Below are 17,485 nucleotides of genomic sequence, written 5' to 3'. Positions count from 1 at the left end.
ATGAGAATATCAAATAAGGTTTTGCAAAACAACTTTATAAATAATTTAAGCAAAAATACTGAACAATTATATAAAATAGAAAAGCAACTTTCTTCAGGAAAAGAACTAGAAAAACCTTCTGATGACCCTATAGGTGTAGCTAAAATCATGAGTTTGACAAGAGATATTGATAATAGGGAACAATATATACGAAATATGGATGATGCCATGTCATGGAATGAAATGACAGATACATCTATGGCGAACATAGGCGATTCTCTTCAAAGACTTAGGGAACTAACAGTGCAATCAGCTAATGGATCCTATTCAGATAATGATAGACTTCAGCTTTTAGAAGAAGTAAATCAATTAGTTCGGCAAATTGGGCAAGATGGCAACACTATGTTTGATGGTAGATATATCTTTGCAGGTAATGATGTACATAGTACCCCTTTTGAAATAAATGAAAATACAGATGGTATTTTAGAGTTAGCGTATGTAGGTGATGATGGGGATATTATGATTGAAGTAAGTCCTTCTCTTAATGTTAAAACAAACACCACAGGAGAAGAGTTTAGTAGTGCAACAAATTTAGCTGATTCTCTAAAATCATTACAGGAAGCTCTTTCTAATAGTGATACAGATGCACTTGGTGGAGAAGTACTAGAAAAACTAGATGATTCAATTGAAGGAATTCTAAATCAAAGAGCAAAAGTTGGAGCTAGAACAGCTAGATTCCAGTCTATTAAAGAAAAAAGCGATGCAGAGATATTGAATATGAAAGAACTAATCTCAAAAACAGAAGATATAGATGTAGCAGAAAAAATGATGGAATTTATGACAATGCAAAGTGTTTATCAGACAACACTTTCTTCGGGAGCGAAGATAATACAGCCGACGCTTCTAGATTACTTAAGATAATTATAAAAGATAATTATAAAAGATAATTTTAAAAGATAATGCACAATGCACAATGCACAATGCACAATTAAGGAGAGCTTTCGTTGCACGAAAGCTTTTTAATTTAATAAAGATTTTGCTTTGCAAAATAATCCTTAAACTGTGAACTTTGCACTGTGACCTGTGAACTAAATCTTATAATATGAACTATGGTAATAATTTGGAAATGAAACCATAAAAATAAGATAGTTTGAGGGGAGAATTAATATGCTAGTTAAAAGTAGATTTTTAGGCGAACTCCAAATAGAAGAGGATAAAACAATTGAATTTGAAGATGGTATATTAGGGTTTGAGGAATATAAAAACTATTGTATAGTGCCTATTCCCCAAAAGGAAAAGTTTTATATAATGCAAAGTATAGAAGATGAAAATATATCTTTTATTTTAATAAATCCTTGGGATAGTTTTGAAGATTATGAAATTGATATAGAATATAGTCAGTTAAAGAAAATGGCAATAGAAGATTCTGAGCAATTAGCTATCTATAGTATAGTAAGTTTTAAAAAGAATGGAATGACAGCAAATCTTTTAGCTCCTATTGTAATAAATGCAGACAATAAAAAGGGTGCGCAGATAGTGCTACATTCTTCTAAGTATACAACAAAACATATAATTCCTACTTCTCAAAGTGAGGAGGAGCAATCATGCTAGTTCTTACAAGAAAAAAAGGAGAAAAAATCACATTAGGTGATGATATTGAAATAGAAGTAATAGCTCTAGATAATGGAAAAGTAAAACTAGGAATAAAAGCTCCAAAGGATTTGAAAATCTTCAGAACTGAAGTTTTAGACCAAATAAAAGAAGAAAACAAAGAAGCTTTAATCAATAATCAAGATTTATTAAAAAGTTTGCTGAAATAATAAAAAATATATCAAAAAAGGCTAAAACAATTTTGATAATAGCCGAAATATATAATATAAGTTATAAATGGTGATCACCCATTCTATAAAAGATACTTATTGAAGGATTGTTGATATATAAAAGTATTGTTTTTGTTAAGGGTTATTGTTTTTTTATTAGAGTGCAGAGTGCAATGTGCAATTTGCAGTGAAGGATGATTTCCTCATTCTTCGTAAATCTTTATTAAATTAAAAGATTTTGCGTAGCAAAATCATCCATTCACTGCACTCTGCACTCTGCAAATTGCACTCTAATAAAGAAACTAAAACTTAAAATTTAGACAAAACAAATTATATTCAGTAAGACTTTATATAAAAACAAAACATAAAACGGCAAGGATGCCAAACAAAATTCAAGGAGGAATTTACAATGAGAATTAATAACAACATAGGAGCTTTAAATACTTATTCAAAGCTTTCAGCAACAAATGCTTCAAAAGACAAATCTTTAGAAAAATTATCTTCAGGTTTAAGAATCAACAGAGCAGCTGATGATGCTGCAGGGCTAGCTATATCAGAAAAAATGAGAGCTCAAATCAAAGGACTAGATCAAGCAAATAGAAATGCACAAGATGGTGTTTCTTTAATACAAACAGCTGAAGGTGGATTAACTGAAACTCACTCAATGCTTCAAAGAATGAGAGAATTAACAGTACAAGCTTCTAATGGTACATTAACAGATACTGATAGAACTAATATACAAACAGAAATAGATAATTTAACAGAAGAAATAACAAGGATTGGTAATGATACGGAGTTTAATGGAAAGAATATTTTAAATGGATCACTAGTTACTTCTTTAGATGCAGCAACAAACGCAGACGTTGGAGCAAACACAACAATATCTGTAGAGGGAGCTGAAGCGGGAAGTTATGATGTTTCAGTTAGTGGTACAGAAGTAACTATTAAAGATGCAAATGGAATAGGACAAACAATAGATGTTGGAGCAGCTACAATAACTGGAGGAAATTCAATTAAGTTTGACCAATTTGGGATTGAAATAAAAGCAGTAGGAGGAGACATAACTCTTTCTACGGATTTAGGTGTTAGTACAACATCAGATTCCATTGTAGTAACTGGTGATGACCTGAAATTGCAAATTGGAGCTAATAGTGACCAAAACTTGACAGTTTCAATAGCAGATATGAGATCTTCTGCTTTAGGAAAATCAGTAACAGGGTTAAGTGCTGGTGCAACAGTTACTGATATATCAAAGATAACTGTTGAAGGTGACGATGATGATATTAGTGACAGTTTAAAAGTAATTGATAGTGCAATTAATGATGTATCAACACAAAGAGCAAAATTAGGTGCTTATCAAAATAGATTAGAGCATACAATGAACAACTTAACAACTTCTTCTGAGAACATAACTTCAGCAGAATCAAGAATTAGAGACGTAGATATGGCTCAAGAAATGATGACATTCACTAAGAATAACATTTTAAGTCAAGCAGCTACTTCAATGCTTGCTCAAGCTAACCAAGCGGGACAAAATGTACTTCAATTATTAAGATAGTTTTAAATGGGCTGGCTTTCAGCCAGACCCATTTTTTTTAATGCACAATGCACAATGCACAATGCACAATTAAGGATGATATTTTTTAGCAGAGCTAAAAAATATCTTTATTGAATTTAATTCAAAAGATTTTCTGAGAAACGAAGAAAATCATCTACAACTGTGAACTGTGAACCGTGCACTGTGAACTCCAATAGAGGTGATTAATTTGGATATCACAAAGGTAGTTTCAACTCAAAAATCTAATGAACCAATTGCAAGAGCTCCTAAAGTTATTCATGTTCAGAGTAAGTTGGATGGCGTTGATGGTAGTAGTATTAAGGAAGATAAGAGTAAGTCTAATAATGGACAAAGTACTCATCAGGGGAAACGAGAATTTAGTTCTGAATTTATAGAAGAACAGATTGAAAAATTAAATAAGGTTATGTTTGGGACAGATAAACATTTTGAGTTTTCTGTTCATAAAAAAACAAATCAAATTTTGGTTAAAGTAGTGGATACTGAAACAAATGAAGTAATAAGGGAACTTCCACCAGAGAAAATTCTTGACATTGTTGCTAAAATGGAAGAGATGGTGGGAATGTTAGTAGATGAAAAAGGATAATGATAGGAGGTAGACTATGTCAAGTATAAATTTTTTAGGGTCTTATTCAGGGATAGACCAAACTATGGTAGATCAATTGATGGCTGCTGAAAAAATGCCTCTAGTAAGTATGAGCACAAAAGTGCAAGATTATGAAACTGAAAAAAATGCTTGGAAAGACATTAATACGAGAATGAATACTCTAAGCACTAAAATAGATGAGTTAAAAGATGAAGATTTATATACAGATAAAAAAGTTTCTAATAGTAGTTCGTCAGTAGCTAGTGCTTCTGTAGATAACGATGCTATTGAAGGAACTTATGAAATAGAAGTAACTAAAATTGCAAAGAGTACAACAATGGTAGGTACTAAAGTAAAGTCGCCAAATGAGAGTTTAAATCAGTCAGGAACATTAAAAATAGATGTTGATGGAACTGAAAAAGCTATATCTGTTGAAAATTTAGATTCATTAAATGATATTGTTACAAAAATAAATAATGATAGTGAGCTTAAGGCACTTGTAACAGCATCTGTTGTTGATTCAGAATTAGTTTTAACTAGTGTAGATGCAACAAAGGTAGCTACTTTTACTGATGATCAATCAAATGATATAGTTAATGCTGTGAAAAATGATTTAAACCAAGAAGGAACTTTAAGTATAAAAGTTGGAGATAATGAAGTAGAAACAATAGATATTACTACAACTGATTCGTTAAGTGATATCGTTGCAAGAATTAATGAAGAGTTAGATAATGTTTCAGCAACGATTATAGATTATCAATTAGTACTAAAAAGTAAGGGTTTTGGTGATGAAACAATAACTTTAACAGATGATAGTTCAGATAGTATAATTGATGCTATTGGTATGAAGGCTACAGAACAAATATCAGATGAAAATGTAGCAAGAAGAGGAAATAATAGCGAATTTACTGTAAATGGAATATCAGTAACTAGATCTTCAAATGAAATAAGTGATGTAGTAGACGGACTTACTTTCACATTAAAAGACGAAGGAACAACAACTCTAACAGTTTCTAATGATTATTCAGATTTAGAAAGTGCTATTGAAAGTTTTGTAAGTCAATACAATTCTACGTTATCTTTTATGCAGTCTAAATCAGCTTCAGGTGACCCAGATGTTGAAGGAAGTGCTGGTGATTTAGCAGGAGATTCATCTCTTCAAAGATTAATATCCAATTTAAGAACTTCAGTTTCAGATACAATATCAGGGATTACAACAAATTATAAATCAGCTTCAAGTTTAGGAATTACTACAGTTGATAATTATGGAACGCTTTCCTTTGATACAACAACATTTGAAGAAGCTATGGATGATAATGCAGAGGCAGTAAAAGAATTTTTCTATGGAAATGAAGATGATGGAATTACTGGATTTGCTGATAAACTAGATACTTTCTTAGAGTATTATACAGATGATTCAGATGGAATTATACAAAGTAAACAAACGAGTTTAGAAAGTATGATGGATACAGTTAATGATCAAATAGAGGCTTTCAATGATAGAATGGAAGCAAAAGAGGCATACTACATTAAGATATTTGCTGCATTAGACACATATATGGCGCAAGCAGAGACAACAACATCATATCTTACTTCACAATTTAGTTCTATGATATCTAGTGACAACTAAATTTTTAGATATTATAACTGTGAACTGTGAACTGTGCACTGTGAACTGTGAACTAGTATAAGTTAGTGTTTATAAAATAGATTTTTAAATTATCTCTACATAAAGAGTGGGGGGGAACCGTATGTATTACAACAATACTGCAAATGCATATAACACATATAAAAATAATCAAGTAAATACAGCTTCAAAGAAGCAATTATTACTGATGTTATATGATGGGGCAATAAAATTTTTGAGATTCGCAGTTATATCCATAGATAATAAAAATATAGAGGACTCTCATAAATATATAGTTAAAACAGAAGATATTTTGATTGAATTAATGTCGACTTTGAATTTTGAAGTCGGAGATATTTCCAAAGATTTGTATAATCTTTATGACTATATGAAAGACGAATTAATTAAAGCGAATATAAAAAAAGACAGAGAAAAAGTTCTAAGTGTAAAATCTATGCTAGAGGAGCTTAGAGAGACATGGGCTCAAATATAGATTACTTAAAAGAACTACTCTGGAAGTTAGATGATAATCTGAATAAATTAGATGAAGAAATAGATAAATTAAAGGATTTAAATCAAGAAGATCAATTTCAAAAGATATTTTCGTTGGTAGATAAAAAAGAAGAACTCTTGTTAGAGATTAAAAATAATATAGAAAAAGAAACTTTATTATCAAAAGAACTAGAAGAGTTACTGAGAGAAATATATTCAAAAGCTTTAATAGTTACAGAAAAAGAAATGAAATTTTATAGTGAAAATAAAATTAAAATCAAAAATATAATGCTGCAGATTAGAAAGAAAGATAAGGTTAATAATGAATATATGAAGAAGATTACAAATTCTTACTTCATTGACAAGAAAATTACATAATTAGCCTAAAAGCCCACTATTGTTAAGTTTATTAGAGAAATTTAACACTGGAGGGCTTTTTTTGTCTTTTTTTGCATTGACTAGTTATTATTAATGATTTATTATTAATTTATGTATAATTATTATTTAATCGTAGTTTTAAGTTGATTAAAAGTTGATTAAAAGTAATATAAATTTTAGAATAAACTATATTTTTATTCTTATTTTTATTATAATTAGAAAAAGAGGTCGATATTATGTCTAATATTGTAAATAACAATACATACGATTTGTTAAAAAGTTCCTTAGACGCAGTTAATTTAAGACAAAGTGTAATATCTAATAATATTTCCAATGTGAACACTCCAAATTTTAAAGCTAGTAGAGTCAGTTTTGAAGACAAACTTAAAGCTGCAATTGGTGAAGGGACATTAAGCTTAACGGGTAATAATGAAAAACACATTGGGACAGGTAATATAGAAAATATTGATGCAGAAGTTTTACAAGATAAAGATTTGAAAGTTAATGAAGATGGAAATAGTGTTGACATAGAAAAAGAAATGGTCGATATGGCGTCAAATCAGATTTTATATAATGCATTAGTACAACAAGTTAATAAAAAATTGTCGAATTTAAGCTATGTAGTTACAGGAGGTAGATAATTATGTCCATTTTTAGGAATATGGAAATAAGTTCAAGTGGATTGTCTGTAGATCGAATGAAAATGGAATTAATTTCTTCTAATATTGCTAATGAATCTACTACTGTAGATGAAAATGGAGATGTTTATAGAAGAAAAATACCAACATTTAAAGAAAAATTTAAAACTGTAATAGATGAACAAGGCAATCAAGATAGATTGGGTAGTGGGGTAGAAATAAAAGAAGTAGTTGAAGATGATTCTGATTTAAAAGTAGTTTATGAGCCAGATCATCCTGATGCTGATGAAAATGGATTTGTAACATACTCTAATGTGGATGTATTAGATGAAATAGTAGATATGATGAAAGCAACAAGGTCATATGAGGCAAATGTTACAGCCTTTAATTCAAGTAAAAGTATGCTACTTAAAGCTCTAGAAATCGGAAGATAAGAGGTGCTATTAAATGAAAATTGGAAATATAGAGAGTATTACTAATGCGCTGCCAGTAAGTAATTCAACAAAAGAAGAAGATTTTTCTTTTGGAAGTTTATTAAATGAGCAATTGCAAAATGTTAAAGACCTAGAAATAAAATCAGATGAACTTTCAGAAAAAATGGTAGCAGGTGAGGTGCAAGATATTCATAAAGTGATGATAGCTACAGAGGAAGCACAAATAGCTCTTCAACTTACAGTTCAAATAAGAAATAAAGTAATTGAAGCTTATCAAGAAGTCAGTAGAATGCAATTATAGAAGCGAGAGATACAGAAAGCTTACAAAAGGGGTTTAATGAATGGGTGTTTTGAAAGGGTTTACTGACAGAATTTCAAATGGATGGAAATCGTTGGACAAAGGCATGAAGGTGGTCATAGGAGGAGTTGGAGTTTCTGCAATTGTTTCTATGTTTATTTATTTTACTGTTTTTGCGGGTACAAATTATGAAACACTATATACTGATCTTAGCCTAACAGATTCTGCTAATATTGTAAGCCAGTTAGAGACTCTGAAAATTGAAAAATATAAATTAGAAGACAATGGTACAACAATACTTGTTGATGAAAAACAAATAGACAAGCTTAGATTGGATCTTGCAATGTCTGGTTCTTTGCCTAATAGTGGTTCTGGATACGAATTGTTCGATGACATAGGTATCATGGTTACCGATGAAGATAGAAAAATTATGTATCAACGTGCACTAGAGGGCGAACTTCAAAGGTCAATAGCATCTCTTCAAGAGATTAATAGCGCAAGAGTTCACCTAGTTTTAGCAGAAGATAGCCTTTTTAGTGATGAAGGAGACCCTGCATCGGCATCAATACTTTTAGATATTAAACAAGGTCAGACTCTGTCTACTGCTCAAGTAAAAGGAATAATATCGCTTGTATCAGGTGCTGTAAATAATTTATCGGAAGAAAACGTAAAAGTTTTAGACTCTGAATCAAATTTATTAAGTGCAGGTGTAATTGCTGGCAGTGAATACAATGATACTACAGCAGCAATGAACAAATTAGATTTAGAAAATACAAAAAATATGGAGATAGAATATAAAATAACAAATACGCTAGAAAAAACTTTTGGAGCAGGTAAGGCTGTTGTAAATGTTTCGGTTGAAATGGATATGGATACAGAAGAAAGTATAAGCAAAGATTATACTGGAGACCCTGTGGTAATAAGTGAACAAAAAAATTATGAGAGTATCGAAGAAACAGATACAGGGGAAAATCCATCTGACACAGGAGGATATATAGCTGACGATGATATTACATCAGATCCTAATACTCAATCCTATGATGTTATACGTAATTATGAAACAGGTGAGATAACTAGGACTGTAAAAAAAGCCGTTGGGACTATAGAAAAAATCTCTGCCAATATTATAATGGATGCTGAATTAACTGATGATGAAAAACAAACTATTAAAGACATTGTAATTGCATCAATAGGAGCAAGTGAGGCAAGAGGAGATGTTATTAATGTAGCAGGAATTCCTTTTGATACAACACTTCAGGATGCTATTCAAGATGATATAAACAGCGAAGTACCAGAGACAGGAGCTATGACAAGTATTTTAAATGCAGTATCAGTACCTGTTTTAATAGGGATTATAATTGGATTATTGCTAATTATATTAGTGCCAATAATATTACTTGTAAGACGTAGTAGAAATAAGAAAGAAAAGAATAGAGAAAAAGAGTTAGATAAAATTATTTTAGAAGGAACTCTTTCTACAGATGAAATCAAGCATAAGGAAATAGTAGATGAAGTGATCATAGATACTGGAAAAGTAAAAAGAACTATGCAGGATGAGATTAATAAATATGCCAGTGAAAACCCTAAAGAAGCAGCAGAGCTATTAAAATTGTGGCTCATAGAAGGGAGAGAAGCAAAAAATGAAAAATAATATTACAGGTATCAAAAAAGTTGCTACTCTTTTGATTGTTTTAGGGCCAGAAACTTCGGCAAAAATACTTAAAGAATTTCCAGATAACTTAATTGAAAGTATAATTACTGAAATAGGAAAAATAAGTTATGTTGGGGTAGAAGATAGAAAAAAAGTAGTTGAAGAATTTGGGCAAGTGTTGAATAAAAGACAATTTGTAAGTGCTGGTGGGAATAAATACGCTGAAGATGTATTAAATAAGGCGGTAGGTCAACAAAAAGCACAAAAACTTTTGAAAAATATGAAAAGTAGTTCTGGTGAGAAAAAACCATTTGAAATAGCGAGGAAAATAGAGGCAGATCAATTGATTAAAGTTCTATCAAAAGAGCAACCTCAAACAATTGCAATGGTTCTTTGTCACCTTCAAGCAGAAAAATCCGCAGCGGTATTATCTGGATTACCTGAATCTATTCAAAGTGAAGTTGCTGATAGAATTGCAAATATGAAGGCTGTATCGCCTATTGCTATGAAAAAATTGGAATATGCATTAGAAAAAAAACTTATTAGTGGAAGTTTTATGGAAAGCGATACAATAGGTGGAGTAGATGCACTTGTAAATATTCTGAATTCTGTAACTAGAACTACTGAAAAAAATATTTTAGATGGAATTAGTATTAAAAAACCAGAACTTAAAAATGAAATTAAAGCTAAATTATTTATATTTGAAGATATTAAACTTCTTGACAAAGGATCTATTCAAAAAGTTCTTAGAGAAGTATCAACAGGAGACATGGCACTAGCTATTAAAGGCGCGTCAGAAGAAGTAGTAAAATTGATTTATGAAAATATTTCGTCAAGAGCAAGTGAGGCCGTTAAGGAAGAAATAGAAATGATGGGTCCAGTAAAAGTTATTAAGGTTGAAGAAGCGCAGCAAAAAATTGTTGCTATTATTAGAAATCTAGAAAATAAAGGTGAAGTAATTATTAACAGAGGTGGAGACGATGGCACTATATACTAATATTATTAAAAAAAATACTGTTAATAATACAATAATAAAAAAGTATAGAGTAGAGGCCTTTGATACTTTAGAAATATTTTCTAAAGGATCTAATCCTGATGAAAAAGAAAAATTTTCATCTTCAGGAATAAATCGTGCCAAAGAAGAAGAAATTATAGAAAAGGCTTTAGAAGAAGCAGAACAAATAAAAAAAAGAGCTAGAACAGAGGGATATGAAGAAGGCTTTGAACAAGGTACATCTTTAGGCTATGAAGAGGGATACAATAAGGCTATGGAAGATGTACAAGCTCAGAAAGAAGGAGCAACAGAATTATTGTTGCAAGCTGAAAAGAAAAGAAAAGAGCAGTTGATTAATTTAGAAGATGAAATAATTGAGATGGCTATAATGATTGCTCAAAAGATAACTAAGATATCAATAGATGATAATGATAAAAAGATTATGCCAATGATTAAGTCAGTTCTTAATGAGTTAGTAAATAGAGAAAGAATGATTATAAGAGTCAATGCTGAAAATTTAGAAATTTTAAATAAAAATGAAGAAGAATTAAGAAAAATTTGTCCAAATGCCATTTTTACATTTCTTGAAGATAATTCATTAGATACAACTAATTGTATTATAGATAGTGAAATCGAACAAATAAATCTCGACACAAAATCTCAAATAGACAATATTATAAAAGAATTTTCTAAGGTAAGGTAGATAATATGGAAAGAAACTTTCTAGAAAAGTATAAAAAAGCTTTAGAAGATAAGAAGTTTTATGATTCATATGGCAAAGTAAAGGAAGTAATAGGGCTAACTATACAAGTGGAAGGTTTGAAATCATTTGTAGGGGAAGTTTGCCAGATTATTTTAAATAAAAATGAAATAATAGAAGCAGAAGTAGTTGGTTTTAAAGGCAATACAGCTTTATTAATGCCTTTAGGAAACCTTAGAGGTGTAAATTCAGGTGCACTTGTGAGGCCTACAGGAAAATCCTTATGTGTAAAAGTAGGGCCAGAATTATTGGGTAAGATTTTAGATGGTTTAGGCAATGTTATTGATGGTGAAAAACTTAATTTAAAAGATGAATACAATATATATAATGCACCTCCAAATCCATTAAAAAGAAAAAGAATTAAGGAAATAATGCCTACTGGGGTTAAAGCTATTGATGGACTTTTAACTTGTGGGGAGGGTCAGAGAATTGGTATATTTGCAGGTAGTGGAGTAGGTAAAAGTACACTCCTTGGAATGATGAGCAGATATTGCGAGTCAGATGTAAATGTAATTGCCCTAATTGGTGAAAGAGGAAGAGAGGTACTAGATTTTATTGAGAGTAATTTAGGGGAAGAAGGACTAAAGAAAACAATAGTTGTTTGTGCAACTTCAGACCAGCCGGCACTTATAAGATTAAAAGGGGCTTTCGTAGCTACTGCTATAGCAGAGTACTTTAGAGACCAGGGTAAAAAAGTTATGCTTATGATGGATTCAGTTACTAGATTTGCAATGGCGCAGAGAGAAGTTGGCCTTGCTATAGGGGAACCTCCTGCAACAAAGGGATATACACCATCTGTGTTTGCAATATTACCACAATTATTAGAAAGGTCAGGAACCTCTGATAAAGGTTCTATAACTGCTTTTTATACAGTGTTAGTTGAAGGCGATGACATGAATGAACCTATTGCAGACTCTGTTAGAGGTATTTTAGATGGACATATTATATTAACGAGAAAAATAGCAGAGAAAAATCATTTTCCTGCCATAGATGTACAAAAAAGCGTTAGTAGACTTATGAAAGAAATAGTTACAAAGCAGCATTATAGAGCAGCAAGTGAGCTGCGAGATAACTTAGCTACCTATGAGAAGGCAGAGGATTTAATAAATCTCGGTGCTTATAAAAAGGGAAGTAATATTAAAATAGATAGAGCAGTTAAATTAAATACTGAAATAGAAAAATTTTTACAACAGACTGTTGAAGAAAGAATACATTATGAGGAAGTTGTCCAAAATATCACTAAAATATTTCAATAGGAGACTAATATGAAAAAATTTGAATATTCATTGCAAAGTGTTTTGAAATATAAAGAAGATAAAGAGGATAGTGTAAAAGAAGTTTTTTTGAAGCTTAATAATAAAGTTAAAGAACAAGAAGAAATTTTGGAGAGTTTAAATATTCAATTAGAAGAAAGTTGTGTGCAACTTCACAATAAAACAAACTTAACTACAATAAACTTAAAGAATTGTTATTCTTATATGTACACACTGCAGGACAAAGTAGATAAACAAGAAAAATTAGTAAAACAATATAAAGAAAAGTTAGAAGAGATAAGGAAGAAATTGATAATAGCTCAAAAAGAAAGAAAAACAATAGAAGTTTTAAAAGAAAAGGAATATGATTCCTATAAAAAAGAAATAGAAAAAGAAGAACAAAAGCTTAATGATGAATTAGGCCTATATGCTTACTTAAGAAAAGCTACTATTTAAAACAAATTTGCAATTTATATATTAAAACAAATTTGCAATGTGCAATTTGCAATTTGCAATTATGGATGATTTTGCTACGCAAAATCTTTAACAACTGTGAACTATGCACTGTGCACTTTGAACTATACCCATGAAAGGGGGTGAAAAAAATGGAAGTAATGGCAGCAATAAATGCACAATTAGGGAGTAAAAACAGTAAAAGTAATGATGTTAAGATAGAAAGTGGAGATTGTAAGTTTTCAGATTTGATGAGTGGAATTTTTAAGAGTGAAGAGATTCAAGATACTAAAAGTGTAAAAGTTGAAGGAGATACATCACAGGGAGATTCAAGTTTTATATTTAACTTAGATGTTGAAGATAAAAAAGGAAATGAGGATAAAATTGATGAAACTAAATCTTTAGATGATTATATTGAAGATGATACATTAAATTTAGCCTCGTTACAATATGAATTTAACAGCACACAAAAACTAATTGAAATATCTCAAGAAGTAATGAAAATCACAGAAAAATCAAGCGAAATAACACAAAAAATGAGTGGAAGTTCAAAACAAACAATGATCCAAGGGTTAAGTTCAATAATGCAAGAAAGCAATACCCTAACTGGAGATACAATCGTAACAACTCACAAAACAAATATACTAAATCAACATGCAAGTATAGTAGCTAAGCAAAATAATACAGTAGAAAACTACTATATTAACCTAAATAATAGTGTTGTAGGTAATGAAATAGCGCAGCTAGATTCTGTGAAAAGTGAACTTCAAAATATACTTACTGAGATAAGCAATCTTGACCAAAACAGTGAAACTATACTTTTAAAAGAAGTTGAAAATTCAATAAAGGATATTATTTCACAAATAGGTAACTATGAAAAAATAGACACTAACAAAGATGTAAAACAAGACTCAAAACAATATTTGGAATATGAGGTAAGCCTGTCAAGTCAAGTAGTGAATAAACAAATTAACGAAGAAATTGGCAATAAAATTAATTATTTACAGGATGATATAGATAACTTAGTCAGCAATGTGGCTGAATTTATTGGTATGAAAAATGATATCACTGATCCTAAAATACAAGAGATAATAAATGTATTACAAGGTAATCCTGAAAATAGTATTTCTAATACAAAAGAAGATCAGAATGCGTATGATACTATTAAAAACTTACAAAGCAGAGGACAAAATAAAATTGAATTCAAACAGAATATTGCTATGGATGTTAACCACAATGAGCAGAAAAATCAAGAAGTAAATAATTATAAAAACGAGTTTACTGTGTTAAATGAGACTAACTATGATAATGAGGTTAATCAAGTTAAAATTGTGGAAGAGAAATTAATAAGTGTCATAAAAGAGCTGAAAGTTATCCAGACTAATTTATCTACTATACAAAATGAAGAAACAATTACTAAGTATAATAGTGCTACTACCGTAAATCAACAATATGAAGCAATTGTCGATTTAAGTAGAGTAAATAGGATATTTAATCTGCAAAATGATACAATAGAAATTGATTCTCAAAAAAGCATATCAAAAGAAAAAGATGCAACTGATAGTAACTCTGTAGATAAAATTTTAAATTTTAATTTTGATGAAAACAATGAAGAGATCAAATTTATAGACAAGACTCTAAATAATACATTCACTAAGTCAGAAAATCTAAAGTTAAATAATTTGTCATTTATAGCTAAAGATGAATCTACTAAAGATAATTTAACAGAGATTAGTGATAAAGATAAACCACAAGTGGATAATATCAAAAGTACACTGCAAAATTTAAATATCTTTAACACTACAGCGCAAGGTAACAGTAATGATTTAACAATAAGTAATATAAATACAACAGCAGAAGTTCAAATTGAAAACTTTGATGAGGTAATTAAGGAGTTAGAAATAAAAACTGATGGAATAAAAAACAATGAAGAGATGACAATGTCAGTAAAATTGAAGCCACAAGAGTTAGGTGAGCTAAATATACAAATAGAAAAAAAAGACAACGAAATGATAGCAAAAATAATAGTCAGCTCAAATGAAACAAAGGAACTTATTCAAAAGAATATGCATCTTATTAAGACATCTCTAGAGAATGCCAATGTAAAAATAATAGAAGTTAATGTAAATGATAAGACTAGTTATGCTAATAATTTTTCTTTTAATTCTCAAAATGGAGAGAATAGCAGAAATAATGATTTCTATAACGAAGAAAATGGAAATGGTACAAACTCTAGTAATGAAAATATTGAAGAACTTTATACAGAGGATGACAAAAAAACACTTAGCAAATCAGCTACAATGTATTATGATAACAAAATAAATATATTAACATAGGAGGATCAAAATGGCAGTAAGTTCAATCAGTAACTATGATATTAGTCAATTAGGCCAAAGTTCAGAATTGACTCAGAAAAGTTTAGGGAAAGATGATTTTTTGAAGATATTAACTGCTCAACTTCAATATCAAGACCCTATGGAATCAATGGATAACAGTGAATATATAGCACAAATGGCACAGTTCAGTTCTTTAGAGCAAATGCAAAATTTAAGTGATAATCTTATGACTTTAATTAGCCTTCAAAACACACAATTAGGAGCATCTCTTATTGGAAAAGAAGTAAAAGTATCTAGAGATGGAGAAATTTATTCTGGAATTGTAAGTAAAACCAGTAATTTAGATAGTGAATTGACAATGACAATAGACGGCAAACAATTTAATGTAAGTGAAATAGAAGAGATAATTGGGCAGTAGCTAAGGTAGGTGAAATTTTGAGCTTTAAAGTTAATAATGATTTTTATAATAATTTAAACAAACAAAATAATAGTAAAAGAGTTGGAACGAATAAAACTTCTTTTGAGGACATGCTCCAAAAGCAAATTAATAGAGATTCATTAAAGAACAAGGATTTTAATGTTAACAAAGCAAATGGTAGTGATATAAAAATATCAAAACATGCTCAGAGAAGGCTTGATAGCAGAAATATAGAATTAACTTCAAAGGATATGACATCCTTAAGCAATGCTATGGATAAAGCAAAAGACAAAGGCGCAGAAGAAAGTTTATTAATTTATAAAAATTTAGCTTTTGTATCTAATATTTCAAGCAAAACAATAATCACAACTATGGAAATAGACGGAGGAGAAGGGAATATATTTACCAATATTGATAGTGCAGTTTTTGTAAAATAAAAAAATGGCTGGACCCTAACGGGAAGCCTCCTCACTGTGGAATGATAGAAGCGGTGAAATAAAACTAAAAAACTTTAGGAGGATTTTAATATGTTAAGATCGTTATATTCAGGTGTAAGTGGTATGAAGAGTAATCAGGTAAAGATGGATGTTATAGGTAACAATATAGCAAATGTAAATACAACAGCTTTTAAATCAAGTAGGGTTAAATTTCAAGAAACATTAAGTAATACTATGTCTACAGCACTAGGACCGGATACATCAGGTAAAGGTGCTAAAAACCCTAAACAGGTAGGACTAGGAACTACAGTAAGTTCTATAGATACTTTAATGACAGATGGAGTTCATGAACCTACAGGAAGAGAATTAGACTTTGCTATTGAAAATGAAGGATTTTTCGTAACTTCTGCTGATATAGATGGTAATTCAGCTCCTGACGCAGTTAGTTTTACTAGAGATGGTTGTTTTTACAGAGATTCTTATGGGACACTTGTAAATTCATCAGGTAATAAAGTAATGGGATATCCAGCTATAGATGCTAATACTGTATTAGATGGTGTTACAAATATTGATGTAACAGGTACAGGAACTCCTTCAACTACCCTTATAGCAGAATTAACAAGTGTTATTAATGATGCATTATCTGTTGCAGAAACTATTCAAAAGGAAGTTGAAAATGATGCGACACAAAATGCTACTGCACAAACAGCTATTGATGATTTAAAAGCAATCTCCTTAACTGCTACATCAACATATACCAATTTGAGTGATGCTAAAACTGCAGCGATAACTGCGGCAACCAGTATACAAAGTATTGCAAAATCACTTGCCGATGGTTCTGGTCAAGCAATTCAAGACTTTGGTTCAGACAATTTAAGAACATTAGAAATTCCTACGACTTTTGTAAGAGATGATGAAACAGGGCTGTTAATAAAAGACTCAGATACAGGTAAATATGAGAGTGTTGCAATAGGTACAAATCAAACAGAGGTAACACTAGATACTTTCAACGTAGATGCCTCAGGTCAAATAACTGCAATTTGTAGTGATCAAAATAGTTACAAGATAGGAAGACTTGCAGTAGCTAAATTTAAAAATAGAGAAGGTTTAACTAAAGAAGGTTCAAACTCATATGGTAAAACAGCCAACTCAGGAGATCCGGAATATGGAGTAGCAGGAGAGGATTCTTTTGGAACAATAACACAAGGGGCACTAGAAGTATCAAACGTTGACTTAGCAAATCAATTCACAGATATGATTATTACTAGTAGAGCTTATCAAGCAAATTCTAGATCGATAACAACTTCAGATGAAATGCTCCAAGAATTACTAAACTTGAAGAGATAATTAAATTA

20 protein-coding genes are annotated in these 17,485 nt (G+C 30.5%); all 20 read left to right on the top strand.

Going from position 1 to position 17,485, the window contains the following annotated elements; genetic code table 11:
• Positions 1-900, top strand: coding sequence for a flagellar hook-associated protein FlgL (gene flgL / locus ACVHXK_RS07475; protein ID WP_461205753.1), 900 nt, complete (start codon positions 1-3; stop codon positions 898-900).
• A 246-nt stretch (positions 901-1,146) separates the two neighbouring features.
• Complete coding sequence (gene fliW / locus ACVHXK_RS07470) at positions 1,147-1,590, top strand: flagellar assembly protein FliW (RefSeq protein ID WP_461205752.1); 444 nt, start codon at positions 1,147-1,149, stop codon at positions 1,588-1,590.
• A complete protein-coding gene (gene csrA, locus ACVHXK_RS07465) occupies positions 1,584-1,799 on the top strand; it encodes a carbon storage regulator CsrA (RefSeq protein ID WP_461205751.1) in 216 nt (71 codons plus the stop codon). Before fliW ends, csrA begins: the two co-directional genes overlap by 7 nt.
• Before the next feature lie 409 nt (positions 1,800-2,208).
• On the top strand, positions 2,209-3,357 hold the full coding sequence (gene flgL / locus ACVHXK_RS07460; RefSeq protein WP_461205750.1) for a flagellar hook-associated protein FlgL: 1,149 nt from the start codon (positions 2,209-2,211) through the stop codon (positions 3,355-3,357).
• 208 nt (positions 3,358-3,565) lie between these two features.
• On the top strand, positions 3,566-3,961 hold the full coding sequence (locus ACVHXK_RS07455) for a flagellar protein FlaG (protein WP_461205749.1): 396 nt from the start codon (positions 3,566-3,568) through the stop codon (positions 3,959-3,961).
• 16 nt (positions 3,962-3,977) lie between these two features.
• A complete protein-coding gene (gene fliD / locus ACVHXK_RS07450; protein ID WP_461205748.1) occupies positions 3,978-5,591 on the top strand; it encodes a flagellar filament capping protein FliD in 1,614 nt (537 codons plus the stop codon).
• A 121-nt stretch (positions 5,592-5,712) separates the two neighbouring features.
• Positions 5,713-6,081 (top strand): flagellar export chaperone FliS, encoded by a 369-nt coding sequence (gene fliS / locus ACVHXK_RS07445; RefSeq protein WP_461205747.1) that lies wholly within the window; start codon positions 5,713-5,715, stop codon positions 6,079-6,081.
• On the top strand, positions 6,066-6,458 hold the full coding sequence (locus ACVHXK_RS07440) for a hypothetical protein (protein WP_461205746.1): 393 nt from the start codon (positions 6,066-6,068) through the stop codon (positions 6,456-6,458). Before fliS ends, ACVHXK_RS07440 begins: the two co-directional genes overlap by 16 nt.
• Positions 6,459-6,694: 236 nt before the next feature.
• Positions 6,695-7,099, top strand: a complete 405-nt coding sequence (flgB, locus tag ACVHXK_RS07435) for a flagellar basal body rod protein FlgB (protein WP_461205745.1) — start codon at positions 6,695-6,697, stop codon at positions 7,097-7,099.
• A 2-nt stretch (positions 7,100-7,101) separates the two neighbouring features.
• Positions 7,102-7,530: a flagellar basal body rod protein FlgC gene (gene flgC, locus ACVHXK_RS07430; RefSeq protein ID WP_461205744.1), complete on the top strand. Its 429-nt coding sequence runs from the start codon at positions 7,102-7,104 to the stop codon at positions 7,528-7,530.
• 13 nt (positions 7,531-7,543) lie between these two features.
• The gene (gene fliE, locus ACVHXK_RS07425; protein ID WP_461205743.1) at positions 7,544-7,831 is read left to right on the top strand and encodes a flagellar hook-basal body complex protein FliE; all 288 of its coding nucleotides are present in this window, start codon (positions 7,544-7,546) and stop codon (positions 7,829-7,831) included.
• 40 nt (positions 7,832-7,871) lie between these two features.
• Positions 7,872-9,479, top strand: coding sequence for a flagellar basal-body MS-ring/collar protein FliF (gene fliF, locus ACVHXK_RS07420; protein WP_461205742.1), 1,608 nt, complete (start codon positions 7,872-7,874; stop codon positions 9,477-9,479).
• Positions 9,469-10,476, top strand: a complete 1,008-nt coding sequence (gene fliG, locus ACVHXK_RS07415) for a flagellar motor switch protein FliG (protein ID WP_461205741.1) — start codon at positions 9,469-9,471, stop codon at positions 10,474-10,476. The genes fliF and fliG overlap by 11 nt, the downstream gene beginning before the upstream one ends.
• Positions 10,460-11,176, top strand: a complete 717-nt coding sequence (locus tag ACVHXK_RS07410) for a FliH/SctL family protein (protein WP_461205740.1) — start codon at positions 10,460-10,462, stop codon at positions 11,174-11,176. Before fliG ends, ACVHXK_RS07410 begins: the two co-directional genes overlap by 17 nt.
• A gap of 5 nt (positions 11,177-11,181) precedes the next feature.
• Positions 11,182-12,489: a flagellar protein export ATPase FliI gene (gene fliI, locus ACVHXK_RS07405; RefSeq protein ID WP_461205739.1), complete on the top strand. Its 1,308-nt coding sequence runs from the start codon at positions 11,182-11,184 to the stop codon at positions 12,487-12,489.
• Positions 12,490-12,498: 9 nt separating this feature from the next.
• A complete protein-coding gene (fliJ, locus tag ACVHXK_RS07400) occupies positions 12,499-12,942 on the top strand; it encodes a flagellar export protein FliJ (protein ID WP_461205738.1) in 444 nt (147 codons plus the stop codon).
• A 149-nt stretch (positions 12,943-13,091) separates the two neighbouring features.
• On the top strand, positions 13,092-15,275 hold the full coding sequence (locus tag ACVHXK_RS07395; RefSeq protein ID WP_461205737.1) for a flagellar hook-length control protein FliK: 2,184 nt from the start codon (positions 13,092-13,094) through the stop codon (positions 15,273-15,275).
• A gap of 10 nt (positions 15,276-15,285) precedes the next feature.
• Positions 15,286-15,693, top strand: coding sequence for a flagellar hook assembly protein FlgD (locus tag ACVHXK_RS07390; RefSeq protein WP_461205736.1), 408 nt, complete (start codon positions 15,286-15,288; stop codon positions 15,691-15,693).
• Positions 15,694-15,710: 17 nt separating this feature from the next.
• A complete protein-coding gene (locus ACVHXK_RS07385; protein ID WP_461205735.1) occupies positions 15,711-16,130 on the top strand; it encodes a TIGR02530 family flagellar biosynthesis protein in 420 nt (139 codons plus the stop codon).
• Between the two features lie 90 nt (positions 16,131-16,220).
• Complete coding sequence (locus ACVHXK_RS07380; protein WP_461205734.1) at positions 16,221-17,477, top strand: flagellar hook protein FlgE; 1,257 nt, start codon at positions 16,221-16,223, stop codon at positions 17,475-17,477.
• The last annotated feature ends 8 nt before the right edge of the window (positions 17,478-17,485 follow it).

This window comes from Clostridium sp. DL1XJH146, from assembly GCF_054819755.1.
The sequence above is the reverse complement of the archived record's forward strand: the minus strand, read 5'-3'. Positions and strand labels throughout refer to the sequence as shown.